The 16351-nt window shown below is 58.0% G+C and carries 10 protein-coding genes and 1 other RNA gene; 2 read left to right on the top strand and 9 right to left on the bottom strand.

Translation table 11 applies throughout. The features are described 5' to 3' along the window. Window positions 1-409: 409 nt before the first annotated feature. The 6 genes from ssrA to DB51_RS07130 form a co-directional block, all read right to left on the bottom strand. Window positions 410-807: a transfer-messenger RNA gene (gene ssrA / locus DB51_RS10055) on the bottom strand. Between the two features lie 270 nt (window positions 808-1077). Next, a complete protein-coding gene (locus DB51_RS07150; RefSeq protein ID WP_034252865.1) occupies window positions 1078-2322 on the bottom strand; it encodes an MFS transporter in 1245 nt (414 codons plus the stop codon). A 62-nt stretch (window positions 2323-2384) separates the two neighbouring features. Beyond that, window positions 2385-3287 (bottom strand): carbohydrate kinase family protein, encoded by a 903-nt coding sequence (locus DB51_RS07145; protein ID WP_034252863.1) that lies wholly within the window; start codon window positions 3285-3287, stop codon window positions 2385-2387. Window positions 3288-3371: 84 nt separating this feature from the next. Then, complete coding sequence (locus DB51_RS07140; protein ID WP_034252861.1) at window positions 3372-4580, bottom strand: ROK family transcriptional regulator; 1209 nt, start codon at window positions 4578-4580, stop codon at window positions 3372-3374. Between the two features lie 340 nt (window positions 4581-4920). Then, window positions 4921-5445, bottom strand: coding sequence for an NUDIX hydrolase (locus DB51_RS07135; protein ID WP_034252858.1), 525 nt, complete (start codon window positions 5443-5445; stop codon window positions 4921-4923). Window positions 5446-5549: 104 nt separating this feature from the next. Next, window positions 5550-7130 (bottom strand): aminopeptidase P family protein, encoded by a 1581-nt coding sequence (locus DB51_RS07130; RefSeq protein ID WP_084674725.1) that lies wholly within the window; start codon window positions 7128-7130, stop codon window positions 5550-5552. A gap of 342 nt (window positions 7131-7472) precedes the next feature. Between DB51_RS07130 and DB51_RS07120 the strand changes: the two genes are divergently transcribed. Continuing rightward, entirely contained in the window at window positions 7473-8894 is a 1422-nt protein-coding gene (locus tag DB51_RS07120) for a bifunctional folylpolyglutamate synthase/dihydrofolate synthase (protein ID WP_034252853.1), read from the top strand. After that, window positions 8894-12595 carry a chromosome segregation protein SMC gene (gene smc / locus DB51_RS07115; protein WP_034252851.1) on the top strand — a complete coding sequence of 1234 codons (3702 nt, stop codon included), beginning with the start codon at window positions 8894-8896 and terminating at the stop codon, window positions 12593-12595. The genes DB51_RS07120 and smc overlap by 1 nt, the downstream gene beginning before the upstream one ends. Here smc and DB51_RS07110 read toward each other — a convergent pair. The 3 genes from DB51_RS07110 to DB51_RS07100 all read right to left on the bottom strand — a co-directional run bounded on the left by DB51_RS07110 (window position 12558) and on the right by DB51_RS07100 (window position 16184). Further along, window positions 12558-13316, bottom strand: coding sequence for an aspartate/glutamate racemase family protein (locus DB51_RS07110; RefSeq protein ID WP_051867358.1), 759 nt, complete (start codon window positions 13314-13316; stop codon window positions 12558-12560). The two genes, smc and DB51_RS07110, sit on opposite strands and share 38 nt — an antisense overlap. A gap of 94 nt (window positions 13317-13410) precedes the next feature. Next, a complete protein-coding gene (locus tag DB51_RS07105) occupies window positions 13411-14637 on the bottom strand; it encodes a carboxylate--amine ligase (protein WP_034252849.1) in 1227 nt (408 codons plus the stop codon). Next, complete coding sequence (locus DB51_RS07100; protein ID WP_034254180.1) at window positions 14634-16184, bottom strand: UDP-N-acetylmuramoyl-L-alanyl-D-glutamate--2,6-diaminopimelate ligase; 1551 nt, start codon at window positions 16182-16184, stop codon at window positions 14634-14636. The genes DB51_RS07105 and DB51_RS07100 overlap by 4 nt, the downstream gene beginning before the upstream one ends. Between the last annotated feature and the right edge of the window lie 167 nt (window positions 16185-16351).

Here is a 16351-nt window from a genome sequence, read left to right as displayed (position 1 = left end):
CGCAAGAGTAAAGTGTGACGCTCTGACTGTCCGATGTATTCAATGCCATGATTTGCGGGATGGTTATGCTTCCGTAATCCTTTGAGTGGAAGCGTCGAGGCCATTCCCTGTTTCTGCCGTCAGATGAGCCATAGATGATGATGGTCTGCAGCGAGTCTACGAGGCAGCGTTTGAGGTAGGCATGTTTCCTGCAATCACTACCAGCGGGGTCAGGCGTTTCGGTGGAAAGGGAGCATGATCGAATCTATCAGCGGTGCTTGAGGGCTAGTGGTTGTTGCATTCCCGGCTCGCTAGGAATACCGGTGTAGCGGCTAGCTGGCTTTCTCCGAGAAAGGCATTGTGCATATGCTGTTGTGAAGAGGAACCACTAGCAAAAAAGGTCACTCCAAGCGGAGTGACCTTTTCATACTCGTGGAGCTGCCGGGAATTGAACCCGGGTCCGGTGACCGTACTCCCAGTCTTCTACGTGCGTAGTCTGCTGGCCGTATGGCTATTATTCTGCCCCCAATGGTGTCGCAGACAACTATTGGCTGGCATATTCACAGTTAAAGTCCCTGAATCACCCTGTGACGCAGTGATTCAAGCAAGTCTTCTAAATGACGTTCAGCTTCTCCCCAAAGACGAGAGAGAGTGAACGGAGCCACTGCTCACTGTTTATTCCTGGCGCGAAGCTCAGGCAGCGAGAGCGAACTCAGTGCGGTTAGATTTAGCACTTGTTGTTTGCGGGAGGACATTTACGAGCGGACCCCCGCGTTCTCGGCACGCTTCTCTGCGACGAACAGATCACCGTCGAAACCGATCAGCCCCATATTCAATTATCAAACGCATTCGGTCCGAGACCGAACACCCTATTGTACAACATCGCAATAGCTCTATCTTCAACAGTGTTTTTACGGGAGTATTCCCGAAATTCGGTATTGCGGGAACGCCGAAACCCAGAATACCTGCGGACAACGCTGATATACGATGCGGTTCACCGAGTCGACAAACGATGCGGCGGGTATTCACCAGCACGGGACCTGGAGAGATCCGCACTGGTGAATACCCGCCGCAACGATTCAGCGAGAATGATGTCGATCAGTCTGCCGGGTTCACCTTCTCGTTCTTGGAGACGATCAGGTTATGGAAGATGGCGATGACCAATACGTAGATCACGCCTACTGACATTACCGCGATGGCACCTGTCTGCATGCCGACTGCATCGGAGGCAAGCCCCATCAGCGGCGGGAAGATGGCTCCTCCGATAAGCCCCATCATCATCAGACCGGAGATTTCGTTCTGACGCGTTGGCTTATGCAGCAGTGCGCGAGTGAGGAAGAGCGAGAATACGTTGGAGTTGCCGAAGCCCACAAGAGCCAAGCCGAGGTAGCACAGGAACACAGGGGACTGCGCGACGGTGATGAACACCGTGAAGCATACGACGGAAAGCGCCATAAGCACTGCGCAGATGCGAAGCGCTGTCTTGTTGCTGAGCCTCTGCAAAGTGACACTGCCCGTAAGGCATCCGATGGTACGGAACACGAAGTAGACACTGGTTGCCACGCCCGCTGTCGCCAGCGACTGACCGGTCTGTTCCATGAGAATCTTCGGTGCGGTGGTGTTGATGCCCACATCGATGCCGACATGGCTGACGATGCCCAGGAAGCACAGCAGCACTACGGGGTCCTTCAGCAGTGCGAAGCAGCGGGTGATGCTGGTTTTGCCCTTGTCCGGTGCCGCTTCTTCAATCTTGTCCGCGGCGAGTAGCACGTACCCAACGATGGCCACAACCAGGAAAATCACGTAAAGCAACCACCACATGCCGAATGCGGCCGCCATCCATCCTGCCAGAAGAGGCGCGATGAAGGAGGCGATGGCCTTGACGAACTGTCCAAGAGTCAGCGTGCTTGCCAGCTTGTCGTTGCTGACCAGATTGCTCAGCAGGGGATTAAGCGAAACCTGCATCACTGTGTTGCCGATGCCGAGCAGGCAGAAGGAGATGATCATCAGCACGAAGCGAGCGTCTTTGGAAGGCTGCAGATACCCGATGACCGGGACGATAAGCGCTGCCGACGTGATGATGATGCTGATGAGCACGGTGCGGCGTCTGCCGATACGGTTCATCATCAGGCCGGTGGGCACCGAGAAGATGAGGAACCAGAAGAACACCATGCTGGTGAAGAGATTGGCCTGCGAATCGGTCAGTGAGAAATCGTCCTTCACATAGTTCGCGGCGATGCCGACCAGATCGACGAAGCCCATGATGAAGAACGACACCATAACCGGTGCAAGCGCTCGAATATTCATTCCCGACCGGGTTTGGCCAGAACTTGTGTTTGACATAATTTTTCCCCCTCGACTGCCGCTTTCTGATCCCCATCAGGAAGCGGCAGCGATTGTACTGCTTAGTTTTCGGCTTCCGCCTGTGCGAGGTAATCCGGAATGGTCTCCGGATAGTCAGGCCATGCGCCATTTTGCGTGCAGACATAGGCGGCGGTGTTGACCGCCGCGCGATGTGCGGTGCGAAGTGACACGCCCTGGAGAATGTTGCTGGTGAAGGTTCCCGAGAAGGAGTCTCCGGCGCCGACGGTATCGGCGACCTTCACGTGTGGAGTGGACAGCGTGGATGAATCGCCGGTGCGTCCGAAGATGCTGCTGTATTCGCTGCCTGCGGTGAGGACGGTGTATTCAAGGTCGAAATGATCGATGAACCACTGGCATGCATCGGCGTCGGATGTGCCGCGGATGTCGAACATATCCTGCAGCAGCAGCAGTTCGGCGTCGTTGAGCTTGAGCACGGTCGCCTGCCAGAGGAGCTCGGTGATGAGTTCCTTCGAGTAGTGATCGCCGCGGAGGTTGATGTCGAAGAACTTCATCGCGCCCGGCTTGGTGTGCTTGAGCAGTTCGATGATGGTGTCGTGGGTTTCCGGGCTGCGCAGGGCAAGTGTGCCGAAGCAGACCGCATCGGCTTTGCCGACCATTTCGATGAGTTCGCGGGTGAGCACGATGTGATCCCACGCCACGTTGCGCACGATGGTGTACTCGGGGATACCGTTTTTCAGTGCTACCTCGACGGTGCTGGTAGGCCATGCGTTGCGTTGTAGGATGGACTTGATGCCTGCATCATTGATGGCGTTCGACAGTTCATCACCAAGGGCGTCTTCGCCGATGGCACTGATCGAGTATCCATCCGAACCGTTCTTCATCGCATGGTAGATGAAGTTTGCCGGGGCGCCGCCTGCTCGCTTGCCTCCCGGCAGCATATCCCAAAGCAGCTCGCCGAGGCTGAGTACGATTGGTTGGTTCATGGTGTTTCCTTCCCTTGTGGTGATACTTCTTTCACTGTTGCTCGGTTAAGAGTCGTGCCGCGTTTCGCGTCATATTCGTCTGAGCTAGGTGGCTTTGGCGAATAGGGACGGATGGCGCAGGAATTGGTTGGCCGCAGCGGCTGCCGCTCCGGTGATTGTGGGGTCGCTCGTCAACGTCGAGAGCATGATTTCAGTGGATTCCAGTATTTCGGGGACGATGCGCTCGTGCAGCACCTTTTTGACGGTGTCGAGCAATACATCGCCCGCCTGGGCCATGATGTCGCCGATGACGATCTGTCGTGGATTGTAGGCATTGATGATATTGACGCAGCCGTATCCAACGTAGCGTGAAATCTTTTCGAGAAGTCCGGTGGCGCGAACGTCGCCTTGCTTCGAGGCTGAGAACAGTGCTTTGCATGCGTCCCGATGCGTCATTGTCGCGATGTCGGGATGAGCATCGTTCAGTATCCCCGACTCAACGAGCTCTTGATGAACTGCCACTGCGGAGCAATAGCATTCCAGGCATCCGACATTTCCGCATTTGCAATGTCTGCCGTTGACGTCGATGCTGACGTGTCCGATTTCCGTCGCGGCGCCCCTGTCTCCGTTGATGAGCCGTTCATGGTCCATGACTCCCAGGCCGACGCCTTCTCCGACGAGATAGTACGCTATGCAGTCGGATGAGATGCGGGGGTCGAACAGGCTTTCCGCCAGGGCGCCGGAACGAGCGTCGTGTTCGATGAAGGTGGGGACGGAGAAGGCGTTGCTGAATTCATCGGTATAGCAGATATCCGTCCAGCCGGGCATCGAGGTGACCACTGCGATACGGCCTTCGTGACGTAGATACGGCCCGGGGACGGACATTCCCACGGCGACGATGTTCGGGTCCTTGCGGATCAGTTCCGTGATGATACGACGGATGTCGGTGATGGTGGCGAATATCTGGGAATCCACGACAGGGGGGAGATCAATAAGCGACAGTTGCAGGCCGCTGATGTCGAATACGCCTATCTGCACCAAGCTGCGTGCGAATTTGACGCCTATGACCCGGTATTGCGAATGATTGAGTGTAAGACCAAGGGCTCGCCTGTTCAGCCGCCCTTCCAAATTGCCCGTTTCGCTGATAATGCCGAGATCGATGAGTTTCGCGGTGATTTTCGTGATGGCGGCTGGCGTAAGGCCCAGGGCATGGGCGATTTCAGCTCGGGAACTGACGCCGTTGCGATGAAGATATTCAACGACTCTGGAACGATTGAGTTCTGACAGGGATTGATGGGCACCCCCTTGGGGCATCCCTGATGTACCAGAGTGCACGATGACTCCTTCGTCGTCGGTTATGAACCATTACATATTTTCTTAATATATTAACTTCGTTAATGCAATAAAGTCCATTCGGCGTGTTGTTCGATATGGCTATCCGGATGTTCCGAATTGAACACGAATACGATGTCGTTACGCCCCGTAGTGGATTTGTGTAGGGATTACTCGGCTGCCAAGCAAGGATGGTAGATGCTCACCCGTGGTATCACGCCACTTTCTGTGCGGAAAAGGTCCAATATACTTTGGAATCCCTACACAAATGAGCAACCCAGTCGTGCGCGTCGAAACGGTGCCCGACAACGCCCGAACAAACCTACATTCTGCTTGCGGGCGTATACGAGAACAGCGCGTGGCCGTCACCCTGGGCCAGATTGGCCTGGTACTCATGAACGTAGCGCATGCGTTCCTTGGTGCTTTCGGCCAGCGGCGAAGGCAGGTCGTCCAAGGCGAACCAGCCGACGTCAAGGCTTTCATCGTCGCCGACCCGGGCTTCGGTATCGCCACTGGTGTCGACGGTGCAGATGAACAGATGGTCCATATACATGGCCTGGTCGCCGTTCGCGTACCGCAACATACGCGACGAGGATTTGATGCTGACCAGGTCGGTTGGAACCGCGTCCACCCCGGTCTCCTCCTTGACCTCGCGAATCGCGGTGTCAGCTGCTTCCTCACCCGGTTCGATAATGCCGTACACCAGCGCCCATTCTCCCGTATCTGCACGCCGTCCCAGAAGGATACGGTCCTGCACGTCGATAACATACGCCGAAACTCCCATCAGCCAAAGCGGATCGTGGCCGATGTTCTTTCTGAGATCGAGTACGAAATTCGGGGTGGTCATGACAAACTCCTTGATGGTGTTCCGTGGAGGGCCATCGCCGAAAGTGACGATGGCCCTCCAAACGTTCCGCTTCGGCGACCGAAACAGATGCTATGCGTTGACGGTCAGTTCTCGGTCCGTACCTGATGGGCGGCGGACGCGCGTTGAGCCATCCACTCTTCCACATCATCCACGGTCTTGGGAATACCCACCGAAATCCACTCGGGACCGTGCTCGGTCATCAGCACGTCGTCCTCGATGCGCACGCCGATGCCGCGGAACTCAGGAGGAACCAGCAGGTCGTTCTCCTTGAAATACAGGCCGGGCTCGATGGTGAAAATCATTCCCGCCTCGATGGGCGCATCCTGGTAGGACTCGTACCGGGCCTGGGCGCAGTCGTGAACATCCAGACCGAGGTGGTGAGCGCACCCGCAGGCATGCCACCTTCTGTGCTGCTGGCCTGAAGGACTCAGCGACTCTTCGACACTGACCGGCAGAATGCCCCAGTTATGCAGAGCCTCGGCGAGTACCCGCATCACCGTGTGATGGATGTCAGAGTATGTGACGCCGGGTTTGGCGACTTCGAAGGCCGCCTGCTGAGCCGAAAGCACCGTCTCATAGATGTCCCGCTGCAAGGGGCTGAACTTTCCGCCCACAGGGAACGTTCTGGTGATGTCCGCCGTGTACAGGCTGTTGACTTCGATGCCCGCATCTATGAGCAGCAGCTCGCCGTTGCGTACGGTGCCGTTGTTTCTCATCCAGTGCAGCACAGGAGCATGGCTGCCTGAAGCGACGATGGTGCCGTAGCCCACATCGTTGCCGCGCTCGCGTGCTATCGAGTTGAAAGCGCTCTCCAACATGCGCTCTGAACGAGGCTTGTCGACCGCCTCCGGCAGCCGTTCGAGAATACGGTCGAAACCGAGCTTGGTGGCATCAACTGCCTTGCGCATTTCCGCGACCTCATATGAATCCTTGATCATCCGCTCCTCGGCGGCGAATTCGTGAAGCTTGCCGTCGGCTTCGGTGTTGTGGTCGGGGTCGTCGCATCCGTTCTCCCAACGGATGTCCTCGACCATCTGCGTTATCTGCGGATCGGCGTCGCGTACCACGCGCAGCTGGACGGCACCTTCCTCGGTGCCGATGTCCTTGGCAAGGGCGTCCGGCAGTTGGGCGATGTCTTCGGTCTGGATGCCGGTCATGGCTGAAAGCTCTTTGAGCCCTGGACGTGGGCCGACCCAGTATTCACCGTATTGCGCTGAACGGTAGTAGTCTTCGGTGCTTTGATCCGCACGAGGATGCACGTACAGTGTCGGGGTGTGGGTAGCGCCCTGATTCTCCTCGGACGAAGCGTCGGCGACAGGGTTGAGCACCAGGACCGCACCGGCCTCGAAGTCCTCACCCAGGCCCGTGTAATACGCGAAGGTGGTGTCAGGGCGGAAAGCGTAATCACAGTCGTTGTTGCGGGTCTTCAGGTTGCCCGCAGGAATGACCAGGCGCTCGCCGGGGAAACGCTTGCCCAGGGCCTGCAATCTTGCCGGTGTGAAGGAGCTGGATTCCAGGGCCTGCTGTTCGGGCTCCTGCGAGTCCCAGCCTTCGGTCATGAATTCCTTGAAGGTGCCGGAAACGGGCCGCAGCGTGCGATTGTTGACCCTGTCCTCCAAATCCTGTGAATCCCCTTCGACGGTCAACGCTTGCTCCCCACCCATTGCATCCTCCTGGTTCTCGATTCTGAGCGCTCCGATAGAGGCGGCGCATCGATATGCGCCGCCATGCACTCAGCTGTTCTGCTGTTGTTCATCGTAGTGCGGGTGGTGTATCGGCAAGGTCGGCCTTGGGCGAAACGGCCGGGGGATTCATTGGCGCAGCTCACGGAATTGTGCCGCATGCTTGCCGCGCCGCCACAGAAAGTCGCAGAAGGGCGGGGGATTGCGGCTGGTGACGCCGTTATCGAAAACCGGCGTTGAAACGCCATATGGTTCAGCGCTTCGCCTAGAATGTTCACTGTCCTATATGGTGTGTTGGCGCACGGTCAGAATCGCAGGCGGAGAATGTCACTAGAGCATCCGAATCAAGACGGAGCACAGATGTTGCAGGTCGAAAGGCTCATCATGAACAGGCCGACCGAGCACAACACCACGAACCTGAATCTTGACCGCATGCATCTCATGCTTGATTTGATGGGGCATCCTGAAGAGTCGTTCCGCGTGGTGCACATTACCGGAACCAACGGCAAGGGGTCGACTGCCAGAATGGTCGAGGCGCTTGTCAGGGCTTACGGTCTCCAGACGGGCCTGTACACCTCGCCTCACCTCCAGCGGGTGAATGAGCGCATCTGCATCAACGGTCAGCAGCTCGGCGACGAAGCCTTCGTGGATGCCTATGAGCAGATCGCCCCCTTTGTGGACATGGTGGATGTGCAATCCGTCAAGGACGGCGGTCCCGCTATGAGCTTCTTCGAGGTGCTCACCTCGATGGCCATCGCAGCCTTCGCGGATGCTCCGGTCGATGTGGCGATCATCGAGGTGGGCATGGGCGGGCTCTGGGATGCCACCAATGTCATTGACGGTGACGTGTCGATTATCGGACCTGTCGATATGGATCATATGCAGTGGCTCGGCGATACCGTCGAACAGATTGCCACGGAGAAGGCGGGCATCATCAAATCCCGTTCCACTGCGGTTATCGGACCTCAACCACACGCCGCAAAGGTCATGCCGATTATCGAGGAGGCGGTGCAGCGGAATCATGCCCAGGGGCTGATTCGTGACGGCGAGGAGATGGAAGTCACCGGTCGTCTGCCAGCCGTCGGGGGACAGGTCGTCGATATGCGCACTCCCAACGGCGTGTACGAGCAGGTTCCGGTAGCGAAATTCGGCAGACACCAGGCACATAACGCCTTGTCCGCTTTGGCTGCCGCGGAGATCGTGCTGCCGGTGAACGGAGCGTTGGACGGTGATTTGGTCGCCGAAGCCTTGGGCGGTGTGAAGATTCCGGGACGCATCGAGCAGATCAGGACTTCCCCGACCATCATTCTCGACGGAGGTCATAACGTGAATGCCGCTCAGGCTCTGCGCGACGCTATCGAGGAGAGCTACGACTTCCGGCAGCTGGTGGGCGTGGTCGCCATGATGAAGGACAAGCAGGTCGAGGAGTATCTGGGCATACTCGAACCGCTGCTCAGCGAGGTGGTGGTCACCGAGAATTCCTGGAGGGACCGCGTCATGCCAGCCAAGGAGCTCGAAGCCATCGCGGTCGGCGTGTTCGGGCGTGACAGGGTCACCCGTCGTGATTCACTGCCCGATGCCATACAAAGCGCGGTTGATATGGTCGATGCCGAAGATGAGGTCGGCGTGGGATACGGACAAGGCGTGCTGATCTGCGGCAGCTTCGTGACGGCGGGCGATGCCCGAACCCTGTTGAAGGAGCATATGAACGCCGATTTGGCCAAGCCGAAGTCGGAGCGAGTCTGATGTATCTCAAGGAGCTCACGCTTCGCGGGTTCAAATCCTTCGCCTCGGCCACCACGCTGCGCTTCGAGCCGGGAATCACCGCGGTCGTAGGGCCGAACGGTTCCGGAAAATCCAATATCGTGGACGCCCTGGCTTGGGTGATGGGGGAGCAGGGAGCGAAAAGCCTGCGAGGCACCTCGATGGAGGACGTGATTTTCGCGGGGACATCATCGCGCCCGCCTTTGGGAAGAGCTCAGGTCAGCCTGACCATAGACAACGGTGACCACGTGCTCGACATCGACTATACGGAAGTCACCATCAGCAGGACGATTTTCCGCAACGGCGGCTCGGAATACGCGATTAACGGCTCGTCCTGCAGACTGCTTGATATCCAGGAGCTGCTCAGCGACACCGGTCTTGGGCAGCAGATGCACGTCATCGTGGGGCAGGGGCGTCTCGACTCTATTCTGCGTGCGGACCCCGCCGGGCACCGGGCCTTCATCGAGGAGGCGGCAGGCATCCTCAAGCACCGCAAACGCAAGGAACGTGCCTTGCGCAAACTCGCGAACACCGAAACGAATCTTTCACGCCTGGACGACCTGCTTTCGGAGATTCACCGTCAACTTGGCCCACTGGGCCGGCAGGCGAGGATTTCGAGACGCGCCGAAGGTATACAGGTGACCTTGCGAGACGCACAGGCCCGTATCCAGGCCGAGGATGCCCTGAAGCTGACGCAGCAGCGCGACAAGGTGCGAAACGAATTTGGCACGGTGCGTGCCTCGCTGATGGAGGCGCAACGCGAGCTGACGCAGGCGAAGATGCGGATCGAACAGGTCGAGGCGCTCAGCAGCCAGTCGAATCCCGAAATCACCGGTATCAACAACGCCTGGCATGAATTGTCCAGATTGCAGGAACGTTTCCGCTCCCTCGCCTCCTTGGCTGAGGAACGCGCATCCTCTCTGTCGGCGCGGATTACGGCAGTCGGGGGAGAAGACCCCGGCATGCTGCTGTCAAGAGCGAAGGAACTCGAGCAGCAACATGAAGCGCAGAACAATAAGGTCTCGACCCTGAAACAGAGTTTGGAGCAGGCTACCGAACAGCGTGCGGGGAACGAGAAGAAACTCGCTTCGGTCAGACAAACGCTGACCGAACTGAGACGGCTGGCCAGAGCGCGCGACACGCAGATATCCAATCTCCGTGAATTGATAGCCAAGGAGGAATCGGCCGTTCAGCTCTCGGAAAGTCGACACTCCGATTTCACCGGGCAAATCGAGAATCTCAATACGCAGCTCAAGGAGGCCGGCGACCAGCAGAATTCCCTGTCAATCGAGCTGACTTCGCTCGGCGACGAGGACTCCAACGCCCTGCAGCTCGCCAAGGACAGGCTGGATGGCGCGCAGACGAAGCTGAACGAGCTCAACGACCAACTGCACGATGTGAATTCACGGATGATTACCCTGCAGGCCAAGGCGGATGCCCTGGCGGATACTCTGCAGAGCAGAAACGCCACCGGCGCCTTGGAGCAGGACCCGCAGGTGGCGCCTCTGGGAAGATTGGCGGACTTCATCAGAATCACGGAAGGATGGGAGGAGCCGGTCGCTCACGCGCTCGACGCCTTCTCCAGTGCTTTGGTGGTGCCGGGTGGCGGCAACATGCTCCATGCTCTGCTTCGTGCCCGCGAGGACCATCTGGGCAAGGCCGTGGTGCTCAGACCCATGCAGGTCGCTGGTGCCGTCGCGAGGAAGGCGGTGCAGTCCCAGCCGGAGGACGCGGTCGGTGAACAGGTGCGTGCCCTGTCAACCCTGGTCACGCTCAATCCGCAGCATCAGGACGATGAACAGGCTCAAGGCGTGTTGGCCTCGGTGCACAGCATCTTGGACGGTGTTGCCGCATGCGATGATATCCAACAGGCGTATCAGGCCGTTGATGAGGGGCGTTGGCAGCGTGCGGTCAGTAGGAGCGGCGATGTCATCACGGCGGTCGGTGCCGTCGGAGGCTCATCGCAGCCTCAAAGCGACCTGTCTCTCGCCGCCAGAAGAGACAGCGCCCTTGCACAGAGCACGGAACTCGGCGAACAAGCCAAGGCGTTGCAGGCCGATATCTCGGTGGCACAGCAAGCTCGCGACCAGGCAAGGGCGACGGTCGATGCGGAACGAAACCTGCATACGGAACGTCGAGTGCAGCGGCAGCAACTTGAGAAATCACTGCATACGGCACAACAGCGTGTATCTGCCGTGGAACATCTCATCGAGCAGGCCACCAGGAAAATGGCCGAGGCGGAAGAAGACGGGCAGACCCATCGACAGAAGGCGCATGACCTTGCGCAGGCGTTGGCATCCGCGCAACACAGCGAAGGAGGTGCCTCGGATTTCGATGAGCTTACCCATCGCGAACACGGTCTCGAAACCGCTCTCAATACGGCAAGGGAGCATGAGGTTGCCGCCAAAATAGCCTGGAACGAGGCTCGTGGCACTGCGGAATCCTTAGCAAGACAGGCCGATGTGCTTCGCAGCAACGCCAAGGAGGCCCAGGAGCGGCGAATCCGCACGGAACAGGCCAACGACCGTCATAGAGCCGATGCCGCTCATGCCAGACGGCTCGCCGGACAGGCCCGTCAGGTCCAAAGCTTGATGGCCGACAGCCTCGCCCGTGCAGCCAAGCGCAGGGAAGCATTGCAGGCCCAGATCTCGACGCACGACGATGAACTCAAACGGCTTCGTCAGGAGCGCAACGCCGTCGAACCCAAGGTCGCCTCGCTTCAGGATCGCGAACACCAACTGGATATCGACCGCGAGCGACTGGCCACACAGCTGGGTCAGTTGCTGCAGCAGCTCAATGATGGTCTGGGCATCGGCATTCCTGAACTGATAGACACCTACGGTCCCGATCAGCCGGTCCCCGTATTGGATGACAGCGGGCAGGTGCTGTTGGAAGATGTCGAAGGAGGGGATGCCGGTGCTGTCGCGCCAAGCGACGGCACGGTCACTGAGGGCACGGTCGACGGTGGTGAGCCCGATGGAGCAGCAGGTCGCATGGTCGAATCCGAGCGCTATCGTACGGTCCCCTATAACAGGCAGGAGCAGATCAAACGTCTGGAAAAGGCGAGAAGGGATTTGCAGGCCTTGGGAAAGGTCAACCCGCTGGCCACCGAAGAGTTCGATGCCTTGCAGACACGCAACCAGTACCTCAATGAGCAGCGCAACGATGTGGCCACCTCGCGTGACGATCTGCTGGGGCTGGTCAAGGATCTCGATACGACGATGATCGACGTGTTCAAACAGGCCTTCGACGATACCGCCGTGGCGTTCGGCACGGTATTCAACACGCTGTTTCCGGGAGGCACCGGTAGGCTCCGTCTCGAGGACCCGGACGATCTGCTGCATTCCGGAGTCATCGTGGAAGCCAGTCCGGCCGGTAAACGCGTCAAACAGCTCACATTGCTTTCGGGTGGTGAGCGCTCATTGACCGCACTGGCGCTGCTCTTCGCGATTTTCACTGCCCGCCCAAGCCCCTTCTACGTCATGGACGAGGTCGAGGCAGCCCTGGACGACGTGAATCTGACACGATTGCTCAATGCGCTGAACGATCTGAGGTCACATGCCCAGCTGATCGTCATCACTCATCAGCAGCGTACGATGAGCATTGCGGATGCGCTCTACGGCATCACGATGCGCTCGGATGGAGTCACCGCCGTGGTGTCTCAGAAGATGGAGCGTTCCTGACCTGTTGGCTGCGCAGTAATTGTGCGCGTGCCACCGTGTTCACGGCAAGTATCTCCTGAGCATCGATGATGGGCAGTTCGGGCATCGGGAAGGCTTCGTTGAAGACCGACAGCTCGGTGCAGCCCAGAATCACCACGTCGCAGTGGCGCTGCTTGAGCATGGTGTCCAGCACCGCTTCGTAGCGATCGCGTTCGAGTACGCCGGTGTCTTTGACATCGTGATAGATGAGATAGCTGATGTCCTTCTGCAAGGCTGCGTCCGGTTCTTCAAAGGCGTAGCCCGCGGCTTCCACGCCTTTGCGGTATATCCCCGAATTGAGGCTGCCTTCGGTGCCCATGAAACCGACGCGAGGATGTGATTCGACCGGATAGCGGCGAATCATCTCGGCAAGCGCCTCGTTGGGCATATGCAGAATGGGGACGGGAGTCAGCGCCTGCAAGCGGTCGAAGAAATGATGCGCGGTATTGCATGGCAGGGTGATGAAGGATGCGCCGATCTCGGTCGCCTTCAGCACGTCGTCCGCGATGTAGGGGAAGGGGTCCTCGTCGCTTTCCCCGAGAATGAATTGAGTACGGTCGGGCACGCTGGCGTTGTTGAACACCACGTAATCCAGGAATTCCTGATCCTGATGTGCTTGGGTGGCCTTATCGACCAGTCTGATGTAGCTTTCGGTTGCCAAGGTCCCCATGCCACCCAGAACGGCGAAGAAATTGCGCATCACATCCCCTTACACTTGCTGGCTCGCGTCTTCCTGTGCCATGTCGTTGAACAGTCTCCATTGCTCACCCTAATGAGAGTTCAGTGCTTGTAACTGCTCAGTGCTCGTATCGAGCATAGTTCTTGGTGGTGAGCCGTGCGAGTCGCCACAACAGCAGTCGACGCTTGAGAGGCATGTCCCGGTCATATCGCAAGGTCCAGGAGTATTGATGCCGCCGCAGCATTTGCAGCCCGCTCTCCAAGGCATCGCCGGGTTCGCCGTAGCGTTTCAGGACGGACGGAGGAACTTCGAGCAGCATCTTCGAACCTTTGCCGATCAGTGTCTCGCCGTCGAAAGGCTTGTCGTACACCAGATCGTCCACGAAATACCGTGCCAGATTGAAGCCGTTGAGCGAGACGAAGAAATTCGTTCGGCCTTGACGCAGATTGATTTCGAAGAGCTTGTACTCACCGTCACGCGGGTCGAATTTCAGGTCGAAGTTGGCGACGCCCTCGTACTTGATGTCTTCAAGAAAATCCTTGATACGCAGACAGAGCGCCTCGTTGTAGTCGGGGATGATGGCGGCGTAGTTGCCGATAGCCTCCGGTGTGGGATCGGCCAACAGGATATGCCCCAGGAACATCATCCGTACCTGATGATGCTTATCGACATAGGCATTGAGCACCCGCATATTGCCGTCGCCGCCCGGAATGAAGTCCTGGATGATGAGATCCGAGGAATAGCCAGCATCGAAGATGAGCTTGAGAATCCTGTTGAGTTCCTCCTGGCTGTTCAACGCATAGGCCTTCTTGCGACCGGGAAAATCGATGGAGAGGTATTCGACGCTGTCCGCGGGTTTGAGAGCCACCGGAAAATCGAAGGGCAGGTGCAGATGGCGTCCGGCCTGAAAATCCTCAGGGTTCAGCACCATCGTCGCAGGATGAGGCAGCTGGTAGCGGTTGCAGAAGTCGTAGAAGCTGCTTTTGTAGCTCAGGGCGGTGTGCAGTTCGTCATTCACGCTGGTGAAGGTGAAGTACTCGCTCAGGTCATCCCTGCAACGGCTGAGCAGAGCGCTGTAATCATCTCCGCAAGGTATCAGCAGCAGCGTGGCATCGGGGTAGCGCTCGCGCAGATCCTTGCCGGCGGCAAGCATATGCCTGCGGAATGCCTCGGGCTCCGTCAGATCAGGGTAGAAATGCGTATCCATGATGGTGCTGAATTTGGATACAGAAAGTTGAAGACGACCAAAAATGTGGGATGTTATGCCGTATTCGCTGTGGAACGCGCGGGCCATGGCATAGGCTCCCGTTTCGCTGCCGAGCAGCACCGCTTCGAAATCGTTCATTTGGCTACCTTCCTGAACAGTCGGGCGACGATGTTGCTGTCGCCTTCAAAGGGCACATGCCGGTTCAAGTTCTTGATCCAGCGTTCCTCGCCTTTGCCGGTTACCAGCAGGACATTCAGACGATCCGCATGCGCCTGAGCATCCCGGTAGGCCTCTTCGATGGCCTGGGTGCGGTCGAGTATGACTCCGGCCTCAACCGCAGGATTCGTCACATACCCCATCAGCTGGGCGCAAATCTCCGAATTGGGCTCGGTGTCGGTGTCCTCGGTGGTGAAGATGAATCTGGCGATGCGGTCCTGCGCGGCTTTGACGATGCCTTCGCGTCGGTCGATGGCCTTATTGCCTGCGGAACCCGTGACGAGGGTGATGCGGGGATGCCGACTGCCGTAGCGTTGATATACGAAATCCACCAGTGCTTTGATACTGGCGTAGTTGTGGGCGTAGTCCACATAGGCGATGACGCCGTCTTCACTGGTGAAACGTTCCATGCGTCCGGAGATGCGTATGGATTCCATCGCATGCAACGAGGGGTCGTCAACGGGAACTCCGGCGGATAATGCCAGAGCCGTCGCTGCGGCCGCATTGGCTTCGTTGAAATCCCCTTCGATGGACAGCGTGAACGAGCCGATGTCCTTGCCGTTCTCATACAGGCCGAAGGCGGGGCGGGTGTGTTCGTTGCTGACGGACACGACGTCGGCATCCTGTATATCGTTCGTACTGTCACGCAGGGCGAAAGTGCTTACCGGTACGTGCTCGCGTTCGGCGTCTTCGCGCAGCAGGGAGAGATGCTGGCTGTCCGCGCCGATAATCATGCGCGACGAGTTCGAGATTATCTGTCGCTTGCAAAACAGGTAGTCCTCGAAAGTGGGATGTTCGATGCTGCTGATGTGATCGGGTGTGATGTTCAGGAACGCGCCGATATCGAAATGCAGGCCGTAGACTCGGTCGACCTTGTACGCCTGAGAAGACACCTCCATGACCAGATATGTCATGCCGTTGCTGCGGGCCTGATGCATCATGCGGAAGAGGTCCATGGATTCAGGCGTGGTGAGGTCGGACTCCTCGTAATGCACTCCGTCCAAGCAGTTGTCCACCGAAGAGAACAGCGCGGTCTTGCCGCCGGAATAGGCGTTGAGTATCGCCTGGGTGAAATAGGCTGTCGTCGTTTTGCCCTTGGTGCCCGTGATGCCGATAACGGTCAGGTCATGCTGGGGGAAGTCGTAGAACGCTGCTGAAAGCAATGACATCGCCTGAGAGGCGTTCCTGACGATGATGCCTGTGGCATCCGTGTATTCGGAAAAATCCTCCTGGGCCACGTAGCAGCTCAATCCCAGCTCGTTCGCGGACTGCAGATATTTGGGTGAGAAACGTCCCTTGCAGAACAGCAGAGTTTCAGCCGACACCTTCCGGGTGTCGTATGAGATGTCCGAGAAGGTTCGCTGGGGGAGTTCTGCCGAATCAGTCGTCCACACATTGCCGTCGATGACCTCTCTGAGCAAGTGGTGTTGGTTGAGCAGTGCTACCGCCGATTCCAACGTAAGCGTCATATCCATCCGATCCATAGTCAACATATCCCCAGTATTTCAGTGTTATTTTACCTTCCGGCATCGCTCACGCTCCGATGCCGGTGTGCAGAGTATGCAAAGAAGGCCCTTCGCCCTTCCCCGGGCTGCTTCACGGAGATGGCAAAGGCGATAGATTGAGTGGAGCTAAT

Source organism: Bifidobacterium crudilactis (assembly GCF_000738005.1).
Lineage (GTDB): Bacteria > Actinomycetota > Actinomycetes > Actinomycetales > Bifidobacteriaceae > Bombiscardovia > Bombiscardovia crudilactis.
Note: the sequence above shows the minus strand (reverse complement) of the source record. Positions and strands in the feature narration are given on the sequence as shown.

Bases quoted from the DNA above. Each gene is read 5' to 3' on its own strand.
- DB51_RS07120 (WP_034252853.1), top strand. From the start codon at position 7,473: ATGTCACTAGAGCATCCGAATCAAGACGGAGCACAGATGTTGCAGGTC.
- DB51_RS07145 (WP_034252863.1), bottom strand. From the start codon at position 3,287: ATGAACCAACCAATCGTACTCAGCCTCGGCGAGCTGCTTTGGGATATG.
- DB51_RS07105 (WP_034252849.1), bottom strand. From the start codon at position 14,637: ATGAACGATTTCGAAGCGGTGCTGCTCGGCAGCGAAACGGGAGCCTAT.
- DB51_RS07135 (WP_034252858.1), bottom strand. From the start codon at position 5,445: ATGACCACCCCGAATTTCGTACTCGATCTCAGAAAGAACATCGGCCAC.
- DB51_RS07150 (WP_034252865.1), bottom strand. From the start codon at position 2,322: ATGTCAAACACAAGTTCTGGCCAAACCCGGTCGGGAATGAATATTCGA.
- DB51_RS07130 (WP_084674725.1), bottom strand. From the start codon at position 7,130: ATGGGTGGGGAGCAAGCGTTGACCGTCGAAGGGGATTCACAGGATTTG.
- smc (WP_034252851.1), top strand. From the start codon at position 8,894: ATGTATCTCAAGGAGCTCACGCTTCGCGGGTTCAAATCCTTCGCCTCG.
- DB51_RS07140 (WP_034252861.1), bottom strand. From the start codon at position 4,580: ATGCCCCAAGGGGGTGCCCATCAATCCCTGTCAGAACTCAATCGTTCC.
- DB51_RS07100 (WP_034254180.1), bottom strand. From the start codon at position 16,184: ATGACGCTTACGTTGGAATCGGCGGTAGCACTGCTCAACCAACACCAC.